The organism is Pseudomonas sp. Y24-6, assembly GCF_020295325.1.
Classification (GTDB): Bacteria; Pseudomonadota; Gammaproteobacteria; order Pseudomonadales; family Pseudomonadaceae; genus Aquipseudomonas; species Aquipseudomonas gregormendelii.
The window spans coordinates 1-19995 of record NZ_JACBXG010000022.1 but is presented as its reverse complement, the minus strand read 5'-3'; the positions used below and the strand labels follow the sequence as shown (position 1 = coordinate 19995).

General features: G+C 52.7%; 22 protein-coding genes and 2 pseudogenes. 17 read left to right on the top strand and 7 right to left on the bottom strand.

Annotation, left to right across the window (positions count from 1 at the left end; genetic code table 11):
• Positions 1-69: 69 nt before the first annotated feature.
• Positions 70-4206: pseudogene (locus tag HYI44_RS27770) on the bottom strand (CheR family methyltransferase).
• Between the two features lie 399 nt (positions 4207-4605).
• On the opposite strand from HYI44_RS27770, the gene HYI44_RS27765 reads away from it, so the two are divergent.
• A complete protein-coding gene (locus tag HYI44_RS27765) occupies positions 4606-4827 on the top strand; it encodes a hypothetical protein (protein WP_225571057.1) in 222 nt (73 codons plus the stop codon).
• Positions 4828-5032: 205 nt separating this feature from the next.
• Here the strand turns inward: HYI44_RS27765 and HYI44_RS27760 are convergent, their stop codons facing one another.
• A complete protein-coding gene (locus tag HYI44_RS27760) occupies positions 5033-5482 on the bottom strand; it encodes a low affinity iron permease family protein (RefSeq protein WP_225571056.1) in 450 nt (149 codons plus the stop codon).
• Positions 5483-5886: 404 nt separating this feature from the next.
• Here HYI44_RS27760 and HYI44_RS27755 point away from each other — a divergent pair, with 404 nt between their 5' ends.
• From HYI44_RS27755 to cydB, 11 genes are all read left to right on the top strand, one after another.
• The gene (locus tag HYI44_RS27755; protein ID WP_225571055.1) at positions 5887-6135 is read left to right on the top strand and encodes a hypothetical protein; all 249 of its coding nucleotides are present in this window, start codon (positions 5887-5889) and stop codon (positions 6133-6135) included.
• Positions 6136-6148: 13 nt separating this feature from the next.
• Positions 6149-6649 carry a CinA family protein gene (locus tag HYI44_RS27750; RefSeq protein WP_225571054.1) on the top strand — a complete coding sequence of 167 codons (501 nt, stop codon included), beginning with the start codon at positions 6149-6151 and terminating at the stop codon, positions 6647-6649.
• Between the two features lie 5 nt (positions 6650-6654).
• Complete coding sequence (locus HYI44_RS27745) at positions 6655-7173, top strand: hypothetical protein (RefSeq protein WP_225571053.1); 519 nt, start codon at positions 6655-6657, stop codon at positions 7171-7173.
• A gap of 7 nt (positions 7174-7180) precedes the next feature.
• Complete coding sequence (locus HYI44_RS27740) at positions 7181-7627, top strand: DUF421 domain-containing protein (RefSeq protein WP_225571052.1); 447 nt, start codon at positions 7181-7183, stop codon at positions 7625-7627.
• 90 nt (positions 7628-7717) lie between these two features.
• Complete coding sequence (locus HYI44_RS27735; protein WP_225571051.1) at positions 7718-7945, top strand: PLD nuclease N-terminal domain-containing protein; 228 nt, start codon at positions 7718-7720, stop codon at positions 7943-7945.
• A gap of 131 nt (positions 7946-8076) precedes the next feature.
• Positions 8077-8961 carry a manganese catalase family protein gene (locus tag HYI44_RS27730; RefSeq protein ID WP_116030808.1) on the top strand — a complete coding sequence of 295 codons (885 nt, stop codon included), beginning with the start codon at positions 8077-8079 and terminating at the stop codon, positions 8959-8961.
• A 317-nt stretch (positions 8962-9278) separates the two neighbouring features.
• Positions 9279-10112 (top strand): ZIP family metal transporter, encoded by an 834-nt coding sequence (locus tag HYI44_RS27725; RefSeq protein WP_412548520.1) that lies wholly within the window; start codon positions 9279-9281, stop codon positions 10110-10112.
• Positions 10113-10264: 152 nt separating this feature from the next.
• Positions 10265-10765: a ferritin-like domain-containing protein gene (locus tag HYI44_RS27720; RefSeq protein WP_225571050.1), complete on the top strand. Its 501-nt coding sequence runs from the start codon at positions 10265-10267 to the stop codon at positions 10763-10765.
• A gap of 167 nt (positions 10766-10932) precedes the next feature.
• Positions 10933-11166, top strand: a complete 234-nt coding sequence (locus HYI44_RS27715; protein ID WP_225571049.1) for a DUF2934 domain-containing protein — start codon at positions 10933-10935, stop codon at positions 11164-11166.
• Positions 11167-11341: 175 nt separating this feature from the next.
• On the top strand, positions 11342-12733 hold the full coding sequence (locus HYI44_RS27710; RefSeq protein WP_225571048.1) for a cytochrome ubiquinol oxidase subunit I: 1392 nt from the start codon (positions 11342-11344) through the stop codon (positions 12731-12733).
• The gene (gene cydB, locus HYI44_RS27705; RefSeq protein ID WP_225571047.1) at positions 12730-13731 is read left to right on the top strand and encodes a cytochrome d ubiquinol oxidase subunit II; all 1002 of its coding nucleotides are present in this window, start codon (positions 12730-12732) and stop codon (positions 13729-13731) included. Before HYI44_RS27710 ends, cydB begins: the two co-directional genes overlap by 4 nt.
• A 10-nt stretch (positions 13732-13741) precedes the next feature.
• On the opposite strand, the gene HYI44_RS27700 is transcribed toward cydB, so the two are convergent.
• Both HYI44_RS27700 and HYI44_RS27695 read right to left on the bottom strand, forming a co-directional pair.
• The gene (locus HYI44_RS27700; RefSeq protein WP_225571046.1) at positions 13742-14272 is read right to left on the bottom strand and encodes a cupin; all 531 of its coding nucleotides are present in this window, start codon (positions 14270-14272) and stop codon (positions 13742-13744) included.
• Between the two features lie 38 nt (positions 14273-14310).
• Positions 14311-14568, bottom strand: a complete 258-nt coding sequence (locus tag HYI44_RS27695) for a hypothetical protein (protein ID WP_225571045.1) — start codon at positions 14566-14568, stop codon at positions 14311-14313.
• 122 nt (positions 14569-14690) lie between these two features.
• Here HYI44_RS27695 and HYI44_RS27690 point away from each other — a divergent pair.
• The 3 genes and pseudogenes from HYI44_RS27690 to HYI44_RS27680 all read left to right on the top strand — a co-directional run.
• Positions 14691-14921 (top strand): annotated as a pseudogene (locus HYI44_RS27690) (transporter); the annotation flags it as partial.
• A gap of 504 nt (positions 14922-15425) precedes the next feature.
• Positions 15426-15719 (top strand): DUF1652 domain-containing protein, encoded by a 294-nt coding sequence (locus tag HYI44_RS27685; RefSeq protein ID WP_412548518.1) that lies wholly within the window; start codon positions 15426-15428, stop codon positions 15717-15719.
• Between the two features lie 93 nt (positions 15720-15812).
• Positions 15813-16067, top strand: coding sequence for a hypothetical protein (locus HYI44_RS27680; protein ID WP_225571043.1), 255 nt, complete (start codon positions 15813-15815; stop codon positions 16065-16067).
• Positions 16068-16317: 250 nt separating this feature from the next.
• Here the strand turns inward: HYI44_RS27680 and HYI44_RS29470 are convergent, their stop codons facing one another.
• A complete protein-coding gene (locus HYI44_RS29470) occupies positions 16318-16479 on the bottom strand; it encodes a hypothetical protein (RefSeq protein ID WP_318653952.1) in 162 nt (53 codons plus the stop codon).
• Between the two features lie 266 nt (positions 16480-16745).
• A complete protein-coding gene (locus HYI44_RS27670) occupies positions 16746-17969 on the bottom strand; it encodes a zinc-dependent alcohol dehydrogenase (RefSeq protein WP_225571042.1) in 1224 nt (407 codons plus the stop codon).
• A gap of 187 nt (positions 17970-18156) precedes the next feature.
• On the opposite strand from HYI44_RS27670, the gene HYI44_RS27665 reads away from it, so the two are divergent.
• Together HYI44_RS27665 and HYI44_RS27660 are read left to right on the top strand one after the other, a co-directional pair.
• A complete protein-coding gene (locus tag HYI44_RS27665) occupies positions 18157-18858 on the top strand; it encodes a glycosyltransferase (protein ID WP_225571041.1) in 702 nt (233 codons plus the stop codon).
• Between the two features lie 59 nt (positions 18859-18917).
• Positions 18918-19133 (top strand): hypothetical protein, encoded by a 216-nt coding sequence (locus HYI44_RS27660; protein WP_412548519.1) that lies wholly within the window; start codon positions 18918-18920, stop codon positions 19131-19133.
• Positions 19134-19200: 67 nt separating this feature from the next.
• On the opposite strand, the gene HYI44_RS27655 is transcribed toward HYI44_RS27660, so the two are convergent.
• A partial coding sequence (locus HYI44_RS27655; RefSeq protein ID WP_225571040.1) for an alpha/beta fold hydrolase occupies positions 19201-19995 on the bottom strand: 795 nt, incomplete at its 5' end.

Here is a 19995-nt window from a genome sequence, read left to right as displayed (position 1 = left end):
TGTTCTGTTCGGGAGCCTAGCGAAACTGCGAGAGCATGTGCAATTTTGCATCCTGCTCTCTCGCCAGAGTTAGGATCGTTGACCAGCCGCAGTAACCAATTCGCAAATCAACGTTGTCAAATCCTCAACGGCTACCGGTTTCCCGAGAGACGCATCAAAACGGCCTTCCCCTTGGTACTGAGCCCCCTCCGCCGCACCGTAGCCTGTCAGAGCTATTGCCGGCACGGCTGCGTAATCCGGAAACTTACGTAGCGCAGCAAGTAGCTCATGACCATCCATAAGCGGCAGTCCGATGTCTGAAATAATTACATCGGAGCGTTGCGTTTGCGCGATTTCCAAGGCTTTGGAAGGATGGTCGAATGCAAGAACCTCCGCGTCCTCTAATTCAAGCAGTAGCTGAAGTGCTTCCAGTACCTCAGGCGAATCATCGACGAGAAGGACACGAATCTCAGCCAACTGACCTTCGTCGTTCTCGGCGTCATTGCTGGCATGTTGATGGGGTGGTTCAGTCAGCGGCAGTTCTACGGTAAACCGCGAACCCTTACCCGCGCCCTCAGAATACGCCTGTATCTTGCCATGGTGGCTCTCAACCAGTTGTTCGACCAGTGCTAAGCCAATTCCCAAGCCACCTCGATGCTGGCCCGAAGGGCGATGGTCGGCCTGTCCGAACATTTCGAAGATACGTTCCAATTGATCCTTCTCGATACCCGGCCCAGTGTCGATCACTTCGATACGTACAGCTTGCTCCAGCTTCGTCGTGACAACTTGCACTGTACCTTCAGCAGGGGTGAACTTGATGGCGTTACTGATCAGGTTCCAAATGATCTGTTCAATCCGGGTCTGATCTGCATCGATGAATAGACTTTGTTCCGGTGTCTTGAAGTGAATCTTGCAGCCGGATTCTGCTTTCAGCACGACTTGTTGAATTTCATTGAGTACCATCACGAGATCCAGTGGTTTGCATTGCAACTGCAGCTTTCCATTGCGTACCCGCGCAACGTCCATCAGGTCATCGATGATGCGTGCTTGGCTGGCTACCGCATCAGTGATGGTGGTGATCGCTTTTTGTAGCGTCGGGTCTTTCTTTGACACAGGAAGCCGACGAGCCAATTGAGCGTTTAGTTGAATGAGGTTCAGCGGATGTTTGAGTTCATGCGACATGACCGCAAAGAACTGGTCTTTTTGCTGGCTAGAATTTAGGGATGCCGTAAGGTTCCGCTGTTGCTCTTCGTGCAACTTGATATGGTCAGTCAGATCGCGCGCGATTTTGACAAAGCCTTGGAAGCCTTTGCTCGCCAATGCCGTGACCTCGCCGCTGCAATAAAACTTGCTACCATCCTTGCGTGCGTGCCAGCGCTCATCGTCACTACGACCTTTAGTACGGGCCGTTTCCAACTCCATTTCTGGTATTCCTGCGCGCTGATCCTCGGCGGAAAAGATGAAGCGAAAATGCTGACCCTCCGCCTCGTCACGGCTGAAGCCAAAAGTGTTCCTCGCCCCGTCATTCCAGTCAGTGATGAAGCCCTCTTCATTAAGCACGATGATCGCGTAGTCATGGGTGCTTTCTGTGACCAGACGCATTCGCTCCTCACTCAAACGAAGCTCTTGCTCAGCCTCGCGCCGTGAGGTGATATCAATGAAAGTCAGAACGATACCGCCTATCTGATCCACATTGGAACGATAGGGCAAGATTCGCACGATGTACCAGCGGTCATCGGAACTCGCGACTTCGCGTTCGATGCCCTTGAGAGTCTCGAATACTGACATCGCATCCTCGGCCATTCCGTCGTATTTGAGGCGATGAGTGATATCCAACAAGGGCCGACCGGCGTCTACCGCCAGCATGCTAAAAATATCCGTTGCTCGAGGGGTGAACCATTTGATTCGCAGCTCTCTATCAACGAAAACAGTGGCAATGTCGGTGGAACTGATCAGGTTGCTCAGGTAGTCGTTGACCTGGTCTGTTTCCTCAACCTTGATCTTCAATTCGTGGTTTACAGTGAGGAGCTCTTCGTTGATCGACTGCAACTCTTCCTTGCTGGTTTCGAGTTCTTCAGATGCTGAACGAAGCTCTTCATTGATTGCCTGCATTTCCTCGTTGGAGGCCTTCAGCTCTTCGCTCGAGACCTCCGACTGCTAAATAACGTCCTGAAGTTGCAGCTTGGTACGTTGCAACTCCCGATCCAGATTAGAAAGCATTTGATTTTCAGACTGTACGGATGCGTTGGAACTGACGTTTTGTGCGTCTATTTGTTCCTCGGTGAACGAGATGTAAAGACAGTTCAGCTCTGTTTCAGCATCAGTGAACGGGTGTACCTCGACCTGCACCTGGTAATGCTGCCCGTCGCGTTTATGATTGATCGGGCGGGCCCGAGCGGATTGGCCGGATTGTTGAGTTTGGTAGATGGTAGTGCGTAGTTCCAAGCGCAGATCTCCGCTCACCAGCGATAGGAGATTATTGCTGACCTCGCCGGTCATGTGCTGCAGATATCGACCAGCGCCTTGACTGATGTAGAGAATATCGGCTTCGCTGTTGACGATGATGCTGGGTGGGGAAAAGCGCTCTGCAGCCCGCTGATATATTTCGACCGTGGACGGCTTTTTCACTGGTCGTGTATCACTAGGTAGAGACGATGCAATGGTGCGCGCATATCCCCCCCGAGGCATGGCAGGTAGGCGGTGAGTATTGGGGCCGCCGCGAGCACGAAAAATGCGATTCTTCTTGTCAACGGTGGTGAAAAGTTCAGGGCAAGCATCCGCTGATTCAGAGGTGCCGAGAAAGAGATATCCACCTGCACGCAACGCAAAATGAAACATTTGCAAAATTTCGCGCTGAATGTCGCGATCTAGATAAATAAGCAGATTCCGGCAAACGATCAGGTCTATCTGAGAAAAAGGTGGGTCAGCCAACAAGCTGTGCTTGGCGAAGAGCACTCGTTCACGAATATCCTTGCGGACGCGATAGTTGGCATCTTCTTTGATGAAGTATTGCCGCAAGCGTGCGGGTGAGACGTCAGTGATGATTGCTTCAGAGTACAGTCCTGTACGTCCGGTGCTTATGGCACGGTCATCGATATCGCTGGCGAACACCTGGATTTTGAAATCAGACGACGTTTCAGCTTTGTAATCATTGAGCAGGATTGCAAGTGAATAGGCTTCCTCCCCCGTGGATGCACCCGCCGACCAGACTCGAATCTCATGAGCGCTATCGATGTCGTTTTGACGAGCGAATAACTGGGGAATCACCTCGCGTTCCAATGATTCAAAAGACTCACGGTCGCGGAAGAAATTGGTTACTCCGATGAGCATGTCATCGAGCAGAGACTTGGTCTCATCAGCATGTTCACAGATGTAGCGATAGTAGGCGGGCAAATCAGTCTGCGTGGTCACCTGCATACGGCGTTCGATACGGCGCAAAACTGTGGCACGCTTGTAGTGCTTGAAGTCATGGCCGGTAGCGGCGCGTAGCTTGGTAAGGATATCAAGCAACGCTTGTTCTGCCTGCTCGACAGCCCGTTCGTCTAGCTTAGGTGGAGTGCCTGGCTGGAGATCCGCAGCATTTGGAAGTTGAATACGTTGGGCGTTGTGCCATACATCCAGAATTTTCTGCGGCATTTCGACAACCGGTAGTACGAAATCGACTTTATGAGTATTGATCGCCGCCTGCGGCATTCCATCAAACTCGGCATCCTCTGGATGCTGAGCTAGGGTGACACCGCCTTGCTCCTTGATACGTGACAAGCCAACGGCTCCATCAGATCCCGTGCCGGAAAGAACAACACAGAAAGCGTGTTCTTTGTGGGCGTCCGCAAGATCACGAAAGAAGAGGTCGATGGTTACGTGTCGTCCATTTCGTGGCTCGGGTGGCAAACCACGTAAGTAGCCGTCGTTCATCGAAAGGCGCTGCGCTGGGGAGATTCCATATACATGGTTGCGTTCGATGGGCGCAGCAGAAACCAACTGGGTGACAGGCATTTTAGTACGAGACGCGATCAGTTTTCCCGCGCTACTTTGGTGATCGGGGGACAAATGCATGACCACTACAAACGCCATACCGCTGTCAGCTGGCATATGCTCGAAGAAGTGCTGAACAGCCTGCAAACCGCCTGCGGAAGCTCCAATTCCTACTACCGGAAAGCCCAGATGACTAGGTTGAATATCCTGTCGCTGAGGACGATCTGCGCCCGCATCATTTTCGGTGTTCATCACGTAAATCCTATCGTGGTCGCGCGTTGTGGAGATCACCTCTAGAGGTAGCGTGTCAGCTATGGTTGTTCATGGCAAACCAACAATCTGCAGCGAGCGAACACTTCGAAAGGAGATGTTTAATAATAGCCGATAGGGAGGGTATCGAAGACATTTTCACATACTTTGCTGGTGCGCACGTATGAAAGCGGGAAGTCAGACCGGACGAGGTCATCGAGTCAGGTCGACCCGCTGAAGAACCCATTCCAAAGCTATTTGTACGACAACCCTTGAACCGCGATGCTAGATCAGTTGGGAGGAACATGCCGGTGAAAGCACTGGCGAACCGCCATTCATCGACAGGCCTGAGCTGCGCTAAATGCTTTTGTCTCTACTGCTGACACTGTGGAGATTTTCATCATGTATGAAGACAGAAAAGCGCACGCGTTGACGACATGGCATCAGCTCCTGGAACACCCTGAGATTCGAATGAGCGCTCCGGAACAGTACGACGAGCTACTTCGCCTCGCTGAGGAGTATTGCGAGGAAGGATTTATCACCCGGGAAGACCGTCGACGGATGATTGAGAAGGCCACCGCAAACTATCGGCGAGCAGTGGAAGGTCTCGGCCAAGGCATTTAAGCTCATGGCGGGCGCAAATCGCACAACGCCCACCTCCCCGAGGATTATAAGATGGTGGAACTTTTGACTGGGGCTTACGTGCTGAATGATGTATCGCGCCGGTCATTCAGAGATGAGCTAATTGCGCCGCGACCAACAAGGTACACACAAAAGACTTTCACAGGCAGAAGACGTCAATGACATCAGCAGCGAACGGAGGAGAATTTCACCTTTGCACGCCTCCTAGGTCGGATTCAGACGTTTTGCCTTGACGAGATGGTTGAACGGAAAGCAACTCGTTCGTGCCGGCTGTGTCGAGATTGACCTGATCATTTTCACCGAGAGAGCTGTACTGATCCCGGAGCTCTCGAAGGTCTTTTGAGCCCATCTTCTCCAAGCACAACGTCGCGTTTTGTGCGTCTTTAGTGGCTCGAATCAATTCGTCGATTTTGAGATGCAAAATGTCGTTGTCACGGTTTTGCGTGTTCTGAATAAGAAAAACCATCAGGAAGGTGATGATGGTCGTTGACGTATTGATGATCAGCTGCCATGTATCGTTGTAGTGAAAGTATGGGCCCGTGAGCGCCCAAACTCCGATTAGAACGATGGCCAGTAAGAAGGTTTTCGAGCTGCCTGCCCAGTTGGAAAGCGCTTGGCAGAAACGTGCGAATTTCATGATTGCGATCTCTCGTTGTATTCATGAAATAGACAACCTATGCGCCTGAAATACTTTATTACATTTTGACCTTTCGTCGGACTTCTCTATCACAGGAATCAGCTTCATCTAGGTGAAACCCTGAGAAGTTTGCTGCCAGTTCTTCCCCCTCTGTAAGCCCGTTTTAGCTCAAAGGGTCGACAAGGTGAAAAACCATACAATTCTTTATACGCGATACCTTGACGAAAACAAGTGAGCAGACTGGATCTGACAGGCCACCCGCCACTAGGTCTACGAGCGCAGTTCATTCTCGCGGGGTTAGGCGCCTCCTCCTACTTTTTCGTTCCGGTATCTGATTTTCGTCAGACATTTTGAACCTAACTCGAATTCGGTCGCTCAATTGGAAAATGGTCGGGGGAAGCAGAATGAACGCTTTCAAGAACCAACTGACATTCACGCAAGAAATCAAATTGCTCGCCTTGGCAGCTTGGCAACGTGCACTGGAAAACCGTGAATTGCGAATGGATAGCCCAGACGCCTATCACGACGAACTGCTGCGACAGTCGGATGAAATGGATCGCCTCGGTATACTCAGCTGGGATGAGTGGCGCGACTTGCGAAGAGAAGCGGACGTGGCGTACCTCCGAGCAGTCGCCGGAGACGATTACCACTGAGGTTATTCAAGTTATGTCCATCGCCAGTGACACAGTCCAGTACCTGCGTAACAACGCATTGGTGATAACCACAGCGGAGTCGTGTACGGCGGGCAAGATCATCACGCGGTTATCCGAGATAGAGGGTAGCGGCGAATTTATTGAATGTGGTTATGTCGTTTACTCGCCCCAGGCTAAAGAGCGCCTACTCCATGTCAGCCCGCAGACTATCGAAACCTTCAACCTGACGAGCGTCGAGGTGGCGAGAGAAATGGCTAGGGGGGCCTTGCGAGATAGCACCGCGAATGCCGCAATCGCGACTACCGGAATTCTCGGGCCGGACGATGTCGATGGCATCCCTGCAGGTACGATTTGTTTCGCTTGGGCATTTCAGGCAAATAATGAATGCTACGTCTTCAGTCATGAACACCGGTTCTTCGGAGGACGTTGTCAGGTTCAGGCACAGGCGACGGAATATGCGTTGCAGTGGCTACCGCATTTTCATCGCCGTGCGCGCGCTGGCGAGAAGGCCTAAGCCTGATGAACGAAGACTCCGATAACGCAGATATGAGAAGCCGCGAACATCCGATTCGCGAGGACATGGCCTATCAATTGAAGGTCTGGCGTTTCGAGCGCGTTGGCTGGTACGTATTGGTTTTAGTCGTGTTGATGGGGTTAGTGGGCGTCTTTTCCAGAGGCTTACTCAGTTCAAGAGATGTCCGCAGTGAGGACGGTAAAGTCAGAGTGGAATATGAAATGTTTCATCGCAATGGCTCGACTAACTCGATGAAAATCACTTTGAGTTCAACGTCAGATTCTCAGGTAGAGCTGGAGCTCGCAGGTCAGTTATTAGAAGGCTTCAGTATTGAAACTCTTCAACCCGAACCTCTGCGCTCAAGAAGTTCTTCACAGGGCATCAGGCTTTGGCTACAGACTGACCTTGATGGTCAAGCGACGCTGTACATCACTCTGCGAGGGGATGGCCTTGGCTTCTACCGCAGTCAAATCTCGTCACCGGGCACCAACAGCTTAAAGCTTGTGCAGTTCATTTTCCCTTAGGTGATTTATGGATTCGGTTTTGCGTGCAGGTGCGATGTATGTGGCTCTCATGGTGCTCTTCAAGATCGCTGGGCGGCGCTCCTTGGCGGAACTGACGACGTTCGATTTCGTCCTATTGATGATGATTGGCGAAGCTACGCAGCAGGCGCTGCTAGGTGATGATTTCTCGCTGACCAATTCGATGATAGTCATCGTCACGTTGATCGCTATCGACGTCGGATTGTCCTTGCTCAAACAGCGCTCGGGATGGATTTCACGACTGATCGATGGTGAGCCCACCGTCATTGTCGAAAACGGAAAGCTCCTTCATCAACGATTGCGTCATGCTCGATTGGTTGAAGCTGACGTCATGGAAGCTGCGCGATCCAGTCAGGGGATAGAGAAGCTGGAAGAGATCAAGTTCGCGATCATTGAGCGCAACGGCAAGATTTCCATCATTGCCCGAGAGGATTAATTTCTGACGCTTACATGCGTCCCGAGATTTGCTTGGAACACCCTGATTGGTATGCAGCCTAAGAGTTAACTATCTGAGGAGGGTTACATCATGTCTGAAGCTACCAGCTATTTCGCGATTGCTGTCGCCGTGATCATTCTGCTCGTCGATCTTTGGGCGATTGTTAGCGTGTTTCGAAGCGACAAAACGGTAGGGATAAAAGCCGCGTGGGCGCTTGGCCTCATTATCTTCCCAGTCTTAGGTTTGATCGTTTGGGGTGTTGCGGGGCCTCGCGGGATCAAAGAAGGCCCCTCGTCGCCAGAACACAGCAAAGGTTAGTCACTATCCGTTTGTCGTTCGCGCTGAAGGTTTTTGAAATTAACCCTGGCGCACTTGCTTCAGATGTTTGTGGGCTGGCATTCGGTCTATCACCGAGTGACCGCAGCCCTTATTCGCCTGAGGAGAATGTCATGTTCCTACATAACAAACGACTTCAATACACCGTGCGTGTTGCTCAGCCCAATCCTGGGTTGGCCAATCTTCTACTGGAGCAATTCGGCGGAGCTCAAGGGGAGCTCGCGGCGGCGTCACGCTACTTCACGCAGGCATTGGCAGAAGATGATCCGGGCAGGAAGGATCTCTTGATGGATATCGCTACCGAGGAGCTCAGTCACCTTGAGATCGTCGGCTCGATCATCGTGATGTTGAACAAGGGCGCCAAGGGACGAATGGCCGAAGGTGTCGAGGAAGAAGGCGAGCTATACCGCGCCATCAACGGAGCCGGTAACGACTCTCACATCACGAGTCTGTTGTATGGCGCAGGTGCTCCTTTGACTAACTCGGCAGGCGTACCTTGGTCGGCGGCATACGTCGATACCATCGGCGAACCCACAGCAGACATGCGCTCGAATATCGCCGCCGAGGCGAGAGCGAAGATTGTTTACGAGCGTTTGATGAATGTCACCGACGATCCCGGAGTGAAAGAGGCACTGGGATTTCTGATGACACGTGAAATCGCCCACCAGTTATCTTTCGAAAAAGCACTGCACGCCATCCAGCCAAATTTCCCTCAGGGCAAACTGCCGGGCATGCCGGAGTTCACCAACGTCTACTTCAACATGTCACAGGGCGAAGGCAGCACTCGCGGCCCTTGGAACGAAGGGGACGATTGGGACTTCGTGGAAGATCCTGCGCCCGCAGTGGATGGTGGGGACGGCACCGCCTCTGTGCAATTGAGCGCTGAGGACGAGGCGCTGCTCATGGATATGAAAGCAAGGACGATGTCCGACCCAGACAGCAATCCGATCACAGGGGCGGACTTAGGGGCGGGGGTACAAGGCGAACCTCAACCTTGAAGAGCAGCCGCACGCCCTCTGGCGTGCGGTCTTCCATCTTATTCGAGGGGAATCACATCATGGTTAACAAAAAATCAGCGCGTCGGAATTTAACTGGCCCTGAGATGCTCTTTGCCACCTGCGTCGCTTTTGAACGTGAAGCGCAACGCGTATCCAGGCAGTTCCTACGGTCGCTTTCCGTATCTACTGAAAAGTACGATTCAAAAAAATAGGAGGTATCCGTGCCCGATCCGTTGACCTCATCAGGCGCACCGCCTCGCTCCTGGTTCGCCCGGTTCTCAGGAACTGGGTGGGGCGGGCGCGCCTTCTGGTCAATTTTGATTTGCGTAACATTGTTCTTACTCATATGCGGGTATGGCGCCTTTGTCGGCGCCAACAAACAAAATCTGCACTTCGCTTTTCTCGGTGGCATGTCAGGTTTCGCTGCGACGGCCATGGGAGCTGTCGTAGCGATTGCGTTACGAGACATCGCCGCCCGTACTCAAGACACCATGCTGGGCTTCGCCGCCGGCATGATGCTGGCCGCCAGTTCCTTCTCGCTCATTCTCCCAGGGATCGAAGCAGCTCAAGCTCTTTGCGGAAACCAGTTCCTCGCAGCATGTGTAGTTGTGGCGGGATTGGGATTGGGCGTAGCGCTGATGGTTGGCCTTGATCGTTTTGTCCCACACGAACATGAGAAAAGCGGACGCAGGGGGCCGGACGCGCAGCGCATCAATCGTGTTTGGTTATTCGTCCTGGCAATCACACTGCATAACTTGCCGGAAGGCATGGCCATTGGTGTGAGCTTCGCAAACGGCGACATGAAGGTCGGGCTCCCGCTAACTACAGCTATCGCTATTCAAGATATTCCCGAAGGTTTGGCTGTCGCACTGGCGTTACGTGTGACAGGCATCTCAGCGCTTCGTGCAGCGCTTATCGCGGTGGGTTCAGGATTGATGGAACCCATTGGCGCCGTTGTTGGATTGGGCATTTCCAGCAGCTTTGCATTGGGCTATCCCATTGCGCTCGGCTTGGCAGCAGGAGCCATGATTTTCGTGGTATCTCATGAGGTCATTCCGGAGACTCATCGCAACGGTCATGAGACGCCGGCGACTTTAGGTCTGATGCTCGGTTTTGGGGTGATGATGTTCCTGGATACCGCTTTGGGTTAGCGATGAGCCTTTTATCCGTCACCCTGAAAATTTTCGGAACACCTTTTAAATCAGGCTGGTCATTCTTCATGTACGGCAAATTTTGCATGCATGTCGATCCCATGCGGACGCTCACCAGGCGACGCCAATACTGACCAGAAGGAAGTTTAGAAATGGCTAGAAAAACTGTCGAAGACTTGTTTATCCATGAACTCTCTGATGTTTACAGTGCGGAAAAACAAATCACCAAAGCGTTACCGCGCTTGGCAAAAGCAGCGACCAATCCACTGTTGGCAGAAGCGTTTACGGCGCACCTAGAGGAGACGCATGGGCAGATTGAGCGCATTGATCAACTGGTCGAGCTGACCGGTATCAAACTGAAGCGCATGAAGTGCGTGGCCATGGAGGGACTTGTCGAAGAATCGAAAGAGCTGCTGGAAGAGATCGATAAGGGAGCTGTCCTCGACGCAGCATTGATTGGTGCGGCGCAAAAGGTGGAGCACTACGAAATTGCTGCCTACGGCACCCTGATAGCTATGGCCAAGCATCTAAAGCTCGACGACGCGGCAGCCTTATTAGCAGCAACGCTTGTTGAAGAAAAAGGTGCGGACGAGAAACTGACCAAGATTGCGGAGCAAGGTGGTAATCAAGCAGCGACCATGGATTCTAAATAAGCGGTATCAGCAAACGTGCTGGTCGACAAAGGCGAGATTTCGTCGACCAGCCTCGATAGAAAATCATGATCAATTCAAGCTCGATCCAGTTCTGGCGAGCTTGATGCGCTGATCCATGATGCCGAATTTTCCTAACTAGCTCCAGGATAGCCAAGCAGGAGAAAACGATGATTGATGAATCGGTAATTCGCGAAAGGGCGTATGCACTCTGGGTAAAGGATGCTTGCCCTGAGGACGCTGACCTTTTTTATTGGTTTCTTGCTCGAGAGCAGCTTGAAACAGCGCTCAAGCGAACTTCCGTCGAGAGTCATGTGTGCGATGGAAACGATAAGTTTTTCAACAAAATCGGCAAGAAAAAAAATGAAGTAAATTTACGTTCCAGGAAGCGAGAGTCGGCGTGAGAACGATTTTCCCTACTTTTTTTGACCGCCAATTAGTCAGGAAGAGCCAACGGGCAATATTTTCGGACAAGTGCTACGCCTGTATCCACGCATCCATTTGGCTCTTCGCGCAGCTAAGCTACGAGCTTGCGTTACGAAAATTTCCGTAAATGCAGGCCAATCATTAGAGGGCTGTATGGATGCGATTGATTCGGCGCTTATGGCAGCGCGTGCCCAGTTCGCGATTGCCATAAGCTTTCATATCGTGCTGGCAGCCTTCACCATTGGCTTGGCCAATTTTCTCATGGTGCTGGAGGCACTGTGGCTGTGGCGCAGGCGAAGGATCTACTTGGATGTCTACCTTTACTGGCTAAAGGTGTTTGCGCTCAACGTTGCGGTAGGCACAGCGTCGGGTCTGATTTTGGAGTACCAATTCGGATTGAATTGGTCACGCCTCTCGACCCAGGCGGGAGACATTCTAGGGCCGTTGATGTTCTACGAGGTACTGGCGGCATTTTTCCTGGAAGCGGGTTTTCTCGGCATCATGTTGTTCGGGTTGAAGAGGGTGGGCCCTAGGCTGCATTTCTTCGCCACCTGCGCCGTCGCAATTGGATCTTTGATCAGCGCCTTTTGGATCCTGTCAGCCAACTCCTGGATGCAAACACCCGCCGGCTATTCAATTGGAGTCGATGGACGTTTTATTGCCGAAAACTGGTGGGCGATCATCTTCAATCGTTCGTTTCCTTACCGGCTTGTGCATATGACATTGGCCGCGATTATAGGCAGCGCCTCGCTGGTAGCCGGTGTTAGCGCTTGGCAGTTGTTGCGTGTGCCACAGAACCCGCGAGCCCGGCTTGCCTACTCCATGGCGTTGTGGGTGGTTGCGTTGCTGACGCCTGTGCAACTACTGGTGGGCGATCTGCATGGTGAGCACAGCCTTAAAGTTCAGCCGCAAAAGGTTGCCGCCATCGAAGGTTCCTGGACACGACCAGCGGAAGGAGAGGGGGAACCATTACGTTTATTCGCCATTCCAGATATGGCTGAGCGACGCAACCATTGGGAAGTAGCGATTCCGCGCGTAGCGTCTTTGTACTTGCGACATGACCTGAGCGGCACTATTAAAGCGCTTGATGAATTCCCGCCTGAGGACATACCACCTGTGCCACCCGTGTTCTTCGCTTTCCGTGTCATGGTCGGATTGGGGCTGTTCATGCTGGGGCAGGGGTTAATCAGTCTGGTATTACGCTGGCGGCATCGCTTGTACTCTGCGCGTTGGATGCTCCGAGGGAGTGTGCTGATGGCGCCTGCTGGATTTCTGGCAATGCTAAGTGGTTGGGTTGTGACAGAGGTTGGCCGTCAGCCCTTTACTGTCTATGGATTGATGCGAACTGCTGACAGTCTGTCTTCGGTGTCTCGTCAGCAGGTGGTAGGAGCAACTTGGACAATTTTGGCGTTTTATCTGGTGATCTTCGGCGTGGGTTTCTGGGTACTGCTGCGACTTTTGCGGGAACCACCTCACGAAGACGAGCCAGGGCCTCAACCCTCTTTGGCCGACGAGACGGGTAATCCTGTGGGCAAACATCGATGATGGACAATGACTGGATAACACTACTGTCCGCTGCGGCGCTGGGGTTTTCGGTATTGAACTACGTGCTGTTGGACGGCACTGACCTAGGTGTTGGCGTACTGCTTGGCCTAACTCGTTGTAGTAAGCACCGACGTGCCATGGCTGTGACTATCCTTCCGATTTGGGACGCTAACGAAACGTGGCTAGTGCTCGGTGGCGGCGGTCTGCTCGCGTTGTTTCCGCTGGCTTACGCTGTCCTGCTGCCGGCGCTTTATTTGCCGTTTATCGCGATGTTCCTGGCATTAATTCTCCGCGCGGTCGCGCTGGAGTTTCGCGATTACTCGAAAAGCTATCGTATGAAGCGCAGGGTCGATGGCTTGCTGCTGATAGGTTCACTGCTGGCCGGGGCAACTCAGGGGATTGTGTTGGGAACGCTTGTACAAGGGGTGCCGAATCAGGATGGGCAGTACAGCGGGAACGGCTGGGAGTGGTTGGGCCTATTTCCGCTGTATTGCGGTGCTGTGCTCGTAGTGGGTTATATGTGGTTGGGCGCCTGCTGGCTGTATTGGCGTACTGTCGACGATCTGCAATGTAGGTCAGGTCGACAGGCAAGGGCGTTGGCCATCGTGACCATAATGCTTTTGGCCGTGCTGGTGGCCTGGACAGCGACGCTGGATGCTCAATATGCGCAACGGCTTTCCAATCGACTTATTTGGTTGCCGGCGGCAATGCTGCTTACTGCATTGCTGTTCAGTTTCGCCCTGAGCTTTCGAAGCCGCCGGCAATATCTGCCGCTATTCGCCGCACTGGGAATTTTCATCTTGGCATTCGCATTGATGGTCGCAGCGCTCTTTCCATTGATTGTCCCGCCTAACCTGACCTTGCAAGAAGCAGCCTCAAGTCCCACCAGTCAGATTTTTATGCTGGTCGGGTTCGCCATGCTGATCCCGGTGACGCTCCTCTACAACACCTACGGCTTCAGAGTGTTCAGCGGAAAGGTTCGCGCCATTCGTGATTGACTGCAATATCTCAACCTTGGCCAGCCCAATACCGATGTACGGCGCCTTGCGAGCCTTGCACCGGATCCTGGTCGGGAAACGGCAGCGTGTCGATGCTCGCCAGTTGAGCATTGGTGGGGGCCTCTCGGCAGATATCTGCACGTTGCCCCGGCGGATAGGCACCGACTACCAGAAAATCTTCACTTGAATCTAAATTGCAATGGCCGGTGCCGGCAGGCAATAGCAATACGTCGCCTGCACTGACTTCAAGTACATGACCCTCCGGGCCGCCCAGCATCAGTCGAGCTCGACCGCTGGCGATGCCAAGCACTTCATGACCTTCGGTATGGTAGTGGTGGTAGCTGTAAATCCCATATCGCCATTGTGATGGCCACCCATTGGCGATGAAGGTTTGCTCGAACAGCGCAGCCGGATCATCGCCCTGAATTGCAATCGCGTTGGGGTAAATGAGTACCGGCAGGCGCGGGTTGTTGGTAACCCATTGGTTGCGTTCAAACATCAGGGTTTGCACGGTAGCTGTCTCAGCTCGCAGTTTGTTCATTCAAGGATCCTCCGAAACCCTGATGTGGCAATGGAATTTCACACATCGATCTGCAACTCCAAATCAGCATTATCCAATGTGCGGGCGTGGGCCACCGTACCGTTCAAGCGTTCTCCCGAAGAGAGAATCATGGTCAAGGAGTGAGCTTTGTGTAGATCATCAGGTATTGGGGATAGCACCTGCACCTGGAAGGCACCTGGCGTGATGGGAGTGATGAGTACGTCGCAATCAATAGTTTTGGCGATAGGGCCGAAAAGGGTGTCGTTTAAGTAATTCAAACGTGCGCGCTTAGTCATGGATATGTCCTCTGACGCCAGGTTTTTAAAGCATCATTTTTGTGCTCCATTTGTGTGGTAGACGACACCCACGACAGATGAGTTCAACGCCATGGAGTCATGGTTCCTTGCTTGATGCCTTCAACCGTGCGCTCTGGGCATCCCTGGACGCGACCTACAATCGTGGCGGAGAGACCAAGATCGATGGAGACTGGCAGGACAACAAGCAGGAAAACGGCCTGCTTGGTGCCAGCGTCGGTTTCATGCTATCGCCTCAATTCGGCGGACTGATCGCGTATTCCGATACGATTTCCGAAAGAACTGGATATCCGGACGTAAATACGTGGACGCTACGCCTCCAATACGCCTGGTAAAAAGCCTTGGTGGTAATAGCGGGCAGTGTCATGTGTACGTCAATGACCGAATGCGGTCGGTGTGTTCGCTGGATGCTTACCACCTATCCTCCTGATATCGTCGAGAAGAATGGTGACGATCAGTACCGTGATTGCAGTGGCGGGGTGCCTCGCTCACCAATGGATTATTGGCGATTGGTATGCTACGGGCAGTCCCTTAAGAAACTCAGCCAAAACGGTTCCAGATTGGCGCTGCGGTTGAACCCGATATGCGTCAGGTGAGTTTCCAGTACGATTAAAAGGGCGCTTTTCGGTGAGAATTCTCTCTCCCATTGGACTCGATGACTTTTGATTGGGTGGTCTGAACGGTGGTAACGAGAAAGATAAGCTCGAGGCGCACGAAGCCTCCAAAAATATGCGACGGGCCGACGGCAAGTGCAACGTTTCAGCAAAATCATCGTGAAATGTCCTGTCGATTAATCCGTCGTGGAATTTTTGACTACCTCCGCATATGAACAATACTTAATGGAAACTGCTTTCAGGACGAATACCATGATCTCCGCCCTTGAGCTCCGACATATGATTGAGTGTGGCTTTCTACCATTGTCCTGCACATGCACGACAAATGCGGATGGCTCGTTGATGATTAAGGTTATTGATCCTTCAACAGGCAATGTGGAGCTTTTGGTGACGGGTGTTTCGACGCCAGCGCTCACGTCTAGCAGGGCGATTGCCGGTCTAATTGGCCAGCTACGCAGTGAGATGGCGGCACGCAAAACCAGGTTCGAATCGAGCGAGCGCAGAGCCCACGAGCGTTGAGCAATCCATGCACAAGGGTAGCCGTCCATAACTGCCTTTGATGTCAAACTGGTATCAGCCATACTATGGCTTCATTTTCATGGAGCCCGTCCCGTGTCCTCCGATAGAACACAGCAACTTGAGCAAGCACTTCTAGCCGTCATCGCGGCAGCCACAAAGATGGGTGTGAGCTGTGATGCACTATGTGCAGAAGCGGTTGGCGGCCTGATGGCAGATCGTTACTGGCAGTGGTCGCTCACGGAGCATAAAAACGGCGCTGCTGATGAGATAGAGGAAGCACTCACCAAGCTTCTGATGAGAGGAGTTACAAAGTCGAGCCCGACCTACCTTGCATCTCCGATCCCATGAGTCAGGCTTTGTGAATCGCAATGCCGGGCTGCAACACAGTCGCCATAGCGATCACGAAATCATCAAGCGACCACGGCTTGTGCAGATAGATGCTAGAGGCTGGAACAGCTGCAGGATCTATCAAATATCCAGAAGTCAGGATTGCTGCAATAGATGGCCATCTACTACTTACCATCTCGATGAACTCGATCCCCTGGATCTGGCCAGGTACGCCGTGGTCTGCGATCACTAGACGGCACTGTTCATGAGTTTAAAGCAGATAGGTTAACGCATCATCTGCCGTCTCAAACGAGATTGCCCGTCCTCCGACTTCCGACACAATTTCTTCCATTAGTGCTCGCAAGGTCGGATCGTCTTCGATGACGATCACCGATCCTTCGATAGGCAAGAAACCTTCCCACTGGACGATCAATCAAAGATCCCTTAGCCGAGCGCTCCTGGCCGGCGTCTGATGAGTCAGTCTCTGAGTTTATTCGCATTTCGGTATTTTGTGATCCTTCTTCCGATTGGTTTGATGACACAGATCACATCTAGACTTGAGTACCTGAACGAACTGAATAGGCGAGGCCGACCAGGGTGGAAAACCGTTACCATTTTCGGATCGCCCCCCAAATGAAAAAAGGACGAGAGCTTTCGGTAAAAAACCGAACCATCTCGTCCTTTTCACTACCGGTAGACTTAGGTAGTCAACAGTGTTGCGCTGCTATTGCTCTCCGGAATGTCGATGTGGCTATCGCCGGGTGTCAAAATGACTTTTCGGCAGTCCTCTTCTTTTTTATCAAAGATTTTATATCCCTCAGCGGCCTGTTCCAGTGACATGCGATGGCTGATGATGACTTCCGGTGAAAGACGACCAGTCTCGATGTGTTCGAGGAGCTCAGGTAGGAAACGATGCACATGGGTTTGACCCATTTTGAAGGTCAGCCCCTTGTCGAATGCGTCTCCGAACAGGAAGCCATGAATGAACCCTGAATAAACGCCAGGAACACTGACGATGCCGCCGCGTCGAACGGCGGCGATGCACTGACGTAGAGCCTTGCCGCTGCTGCCCTCAAGCTTGAGTGTCGCGAGAACTGTTTCAGTCGTACTACCTTTTGCTTCAAACCCGACCGCATCCACGACGCCATCAACTCCGCGCATTCCTTTGGTTTGTCGAATGATCGTATCTGCGGGATCGTCGTCTTCATCGAAGTTGATCGGAATTACACCGTATGTTTTCTGCGCGTATGCCAAGCGGTATGGATGGTGATCGACCATGAAAATTTGGTCGGCACCGAGCATCCTTGCACAGGCCGCGCTCAACAACCCAACGGGGCCTGCACCATAAATGGCGATGCTCGAGCCATTACCAATCCCCGCGTTCGTTACAGCCTGATAAGCAGTTGGAAGGATGTCTGAAAGGAAAAGAACCTTTTCATCCGACAGCGTCCCCGGCACTTTAAACGGCCCGGTGTTGGCTTTAGGTACGCGCACGTATTCGGCTTGCCCGCCAGGCACACCTCCGTACATGTGACTGAAGCCGAACAGCGCGGCTCCTGGTGGTATTGCCTTTTTATTTATGATCGCTCCGCGCCCTGTATTTGTTGTTTCGCAGGCCGCGAACAGATCCATTGCGCAGAAGAAACAGCTGCCGCAGGCGATTACAAAGGGAATTACCACGCGGTCGCCGGGTTGCACGGCGGTCACAGCTGAGCCTGCCTCTTCAACTATCCCCATGAATTCATGGCCGAAGATATCGCCATGCTCGACAGTTGGAATCTTTCCCCGATAGAGATGGAGGTCAGATCCGCATATCGCCGTCGCGGTAACCCGAAGAATGATGTCATCACTGTCCTCAATAACCGGATCGGGAACCGTGTCGACTTTGACGCTGTGCGCGCCGTGATAGGTGAGTGCTCTCATGACGTCTTACCTACTTCAGCTGGATGGTAAGTGGGAGAGGAGGATCGAAGAAAGTAAGTTCAGAGTGATATAGACGCAAATGACTAGCGGTCGTCTTAGTAGGCACGCACCTGATTTTTTAAACCTAATGGAGCGGAAGTAGGTCGACTGCAGGAGTCAGTAACTCAGGTAGTCGGAGGTGACGTTAATGATCGGTGTTGTCATACCTGCCCACAATGAAGAGCACCACATCGCTGCGTGTCTAACATCTGTCCTGTTCGCCGCTGCACATCCTGCATTGGCAGGCCAGCCGGTCTCCGTAGTCGTCGTTTTAGACGATTGCTCTGATCAGACCGGGCAGATCGTTTCAGCACACGGTGTTATCGGGATCGAGGTTTCCTTCCAGAACGTTGGCAAGGCGAGAGCAACCGGTGCGGATCATCTTCTGGCCGCTGGCGCGGAGTGGCTTGCCTTCACCGATGCCGACACTGTCGTGCCACATGATTGGTTGGCTCGTCAGATTGAGTTCAAGGCTGATGCAGTCTGTGGAACAGTCGAGGTGGATAGCTGGAATATCCATGGAGATTTGGTTCGCTCAAAGTACATGGAGCTTTACCAGTTTATCGAGAATCACCGGCACATCCACGGCGCCAATCTTGGACTGAGTGCCGAGGCTTACCGGAACGCTGGCGGGTTCCAGCATCTCACTGCACACGAAGACGTCCATTTGGTTGCTGACCTGAAGAGGGTTGGTGCTCAGATCGTTTGGACGGCAACGAATCCGGTCATCACCAGCGCCCGCAAGGATTACAAATGTCGTGGAGGGTTTGGAGAGTATCTGGTCAATCTGGGTGCCTCACTGGGATTGCCTGCGCTTGATCCACAGGTTAGCGCCGGCGTATCTCTTTGAAAGTGCTGTCGGAAGGAGGTGGCAAGTTGGAGTACATCGATTACCTGCAATGGCCAGCCATGGTAGTGACGGTAGCCTCAGCGTGGTTCATCGGTTCGCAACGAGCGTATAGGCGCATGATCGCCTTTTGGGGATTTATCACCAGTAATGCGCTTTGGGTGATCTGGGGGCTTCACGCCGACGCTTACGCGCTGATCCTGCTCGAATGCATACTTTTGGGGATGAATGCCCGAGGCTTCAGGAAGAACTTCAATGCTTCCGAGTCATCAACCTAAGACATGTAGCTCGAATGACTTTGACCCTACGTAGCCCGAAGCGATTACGAATTAGTGTACTGAGAGATCATTGTTCACGCAGGAACTCGATTATTTCTCTCGCGAGCTCGTCGGGCACTTCCTCCGCCATGTGATGCCCACAGTCGAGCCCACGACCACGTTGTCGTGTTGTCCATGGTTCCCACACGCCTAAAACATCGCCGTACAGAAGCTCAAGATCATCACGTAGCGACCATAAAATCATTGTCGGGCACTCGACCCTGCGGCTCTCGCGGCGGTCGACTTCATCGTGAATACGGTCGATTCCAAGGCCTGCTCTATAATCTTCGACCATGCCATGAACGGTCGCTGGGTCATGGATGGCTGCTTGATAGTCTCTGTAGGCGTCTGCACCCATCGCCTCGGCGGTGCCGCCGTACCATCGATCAGGGTCAGCCAGGATTGCCTGCTCCGGTTTTTCGAGTTGTCCGAAGAAGAACCAATGCCACCATTTTGTCGCGAACTGGGCGTTACAGCGCTCGAGAGCTTCAAGGATCGGGACGCCATCCAAAATGCCGAGATGTGTGACGGCTTCGGGATGATCCATCGCCGTGCGAAAGGCGGTGTAACTACCTCGATCATGGCCAATCACGGCGAATCGCTCATGACCCAAATGGCGCATCAAAGCGATGCAGTCACGCGCCTTGGCGCGCTTTGAGGAGCCCGCATGATCGGCTGTGTCCTCAGGCTTTGATGACTGGCCAAAGCCTCTAAGGTCAGGACAGACAACATAATGATTTTTTGCCAAGAGTGGAGCAACGCGATGCCAAGTCGCATGAGTTCTAGGATGCCCATGGAGTAATAAGACGGGAGAGCCGCTCCC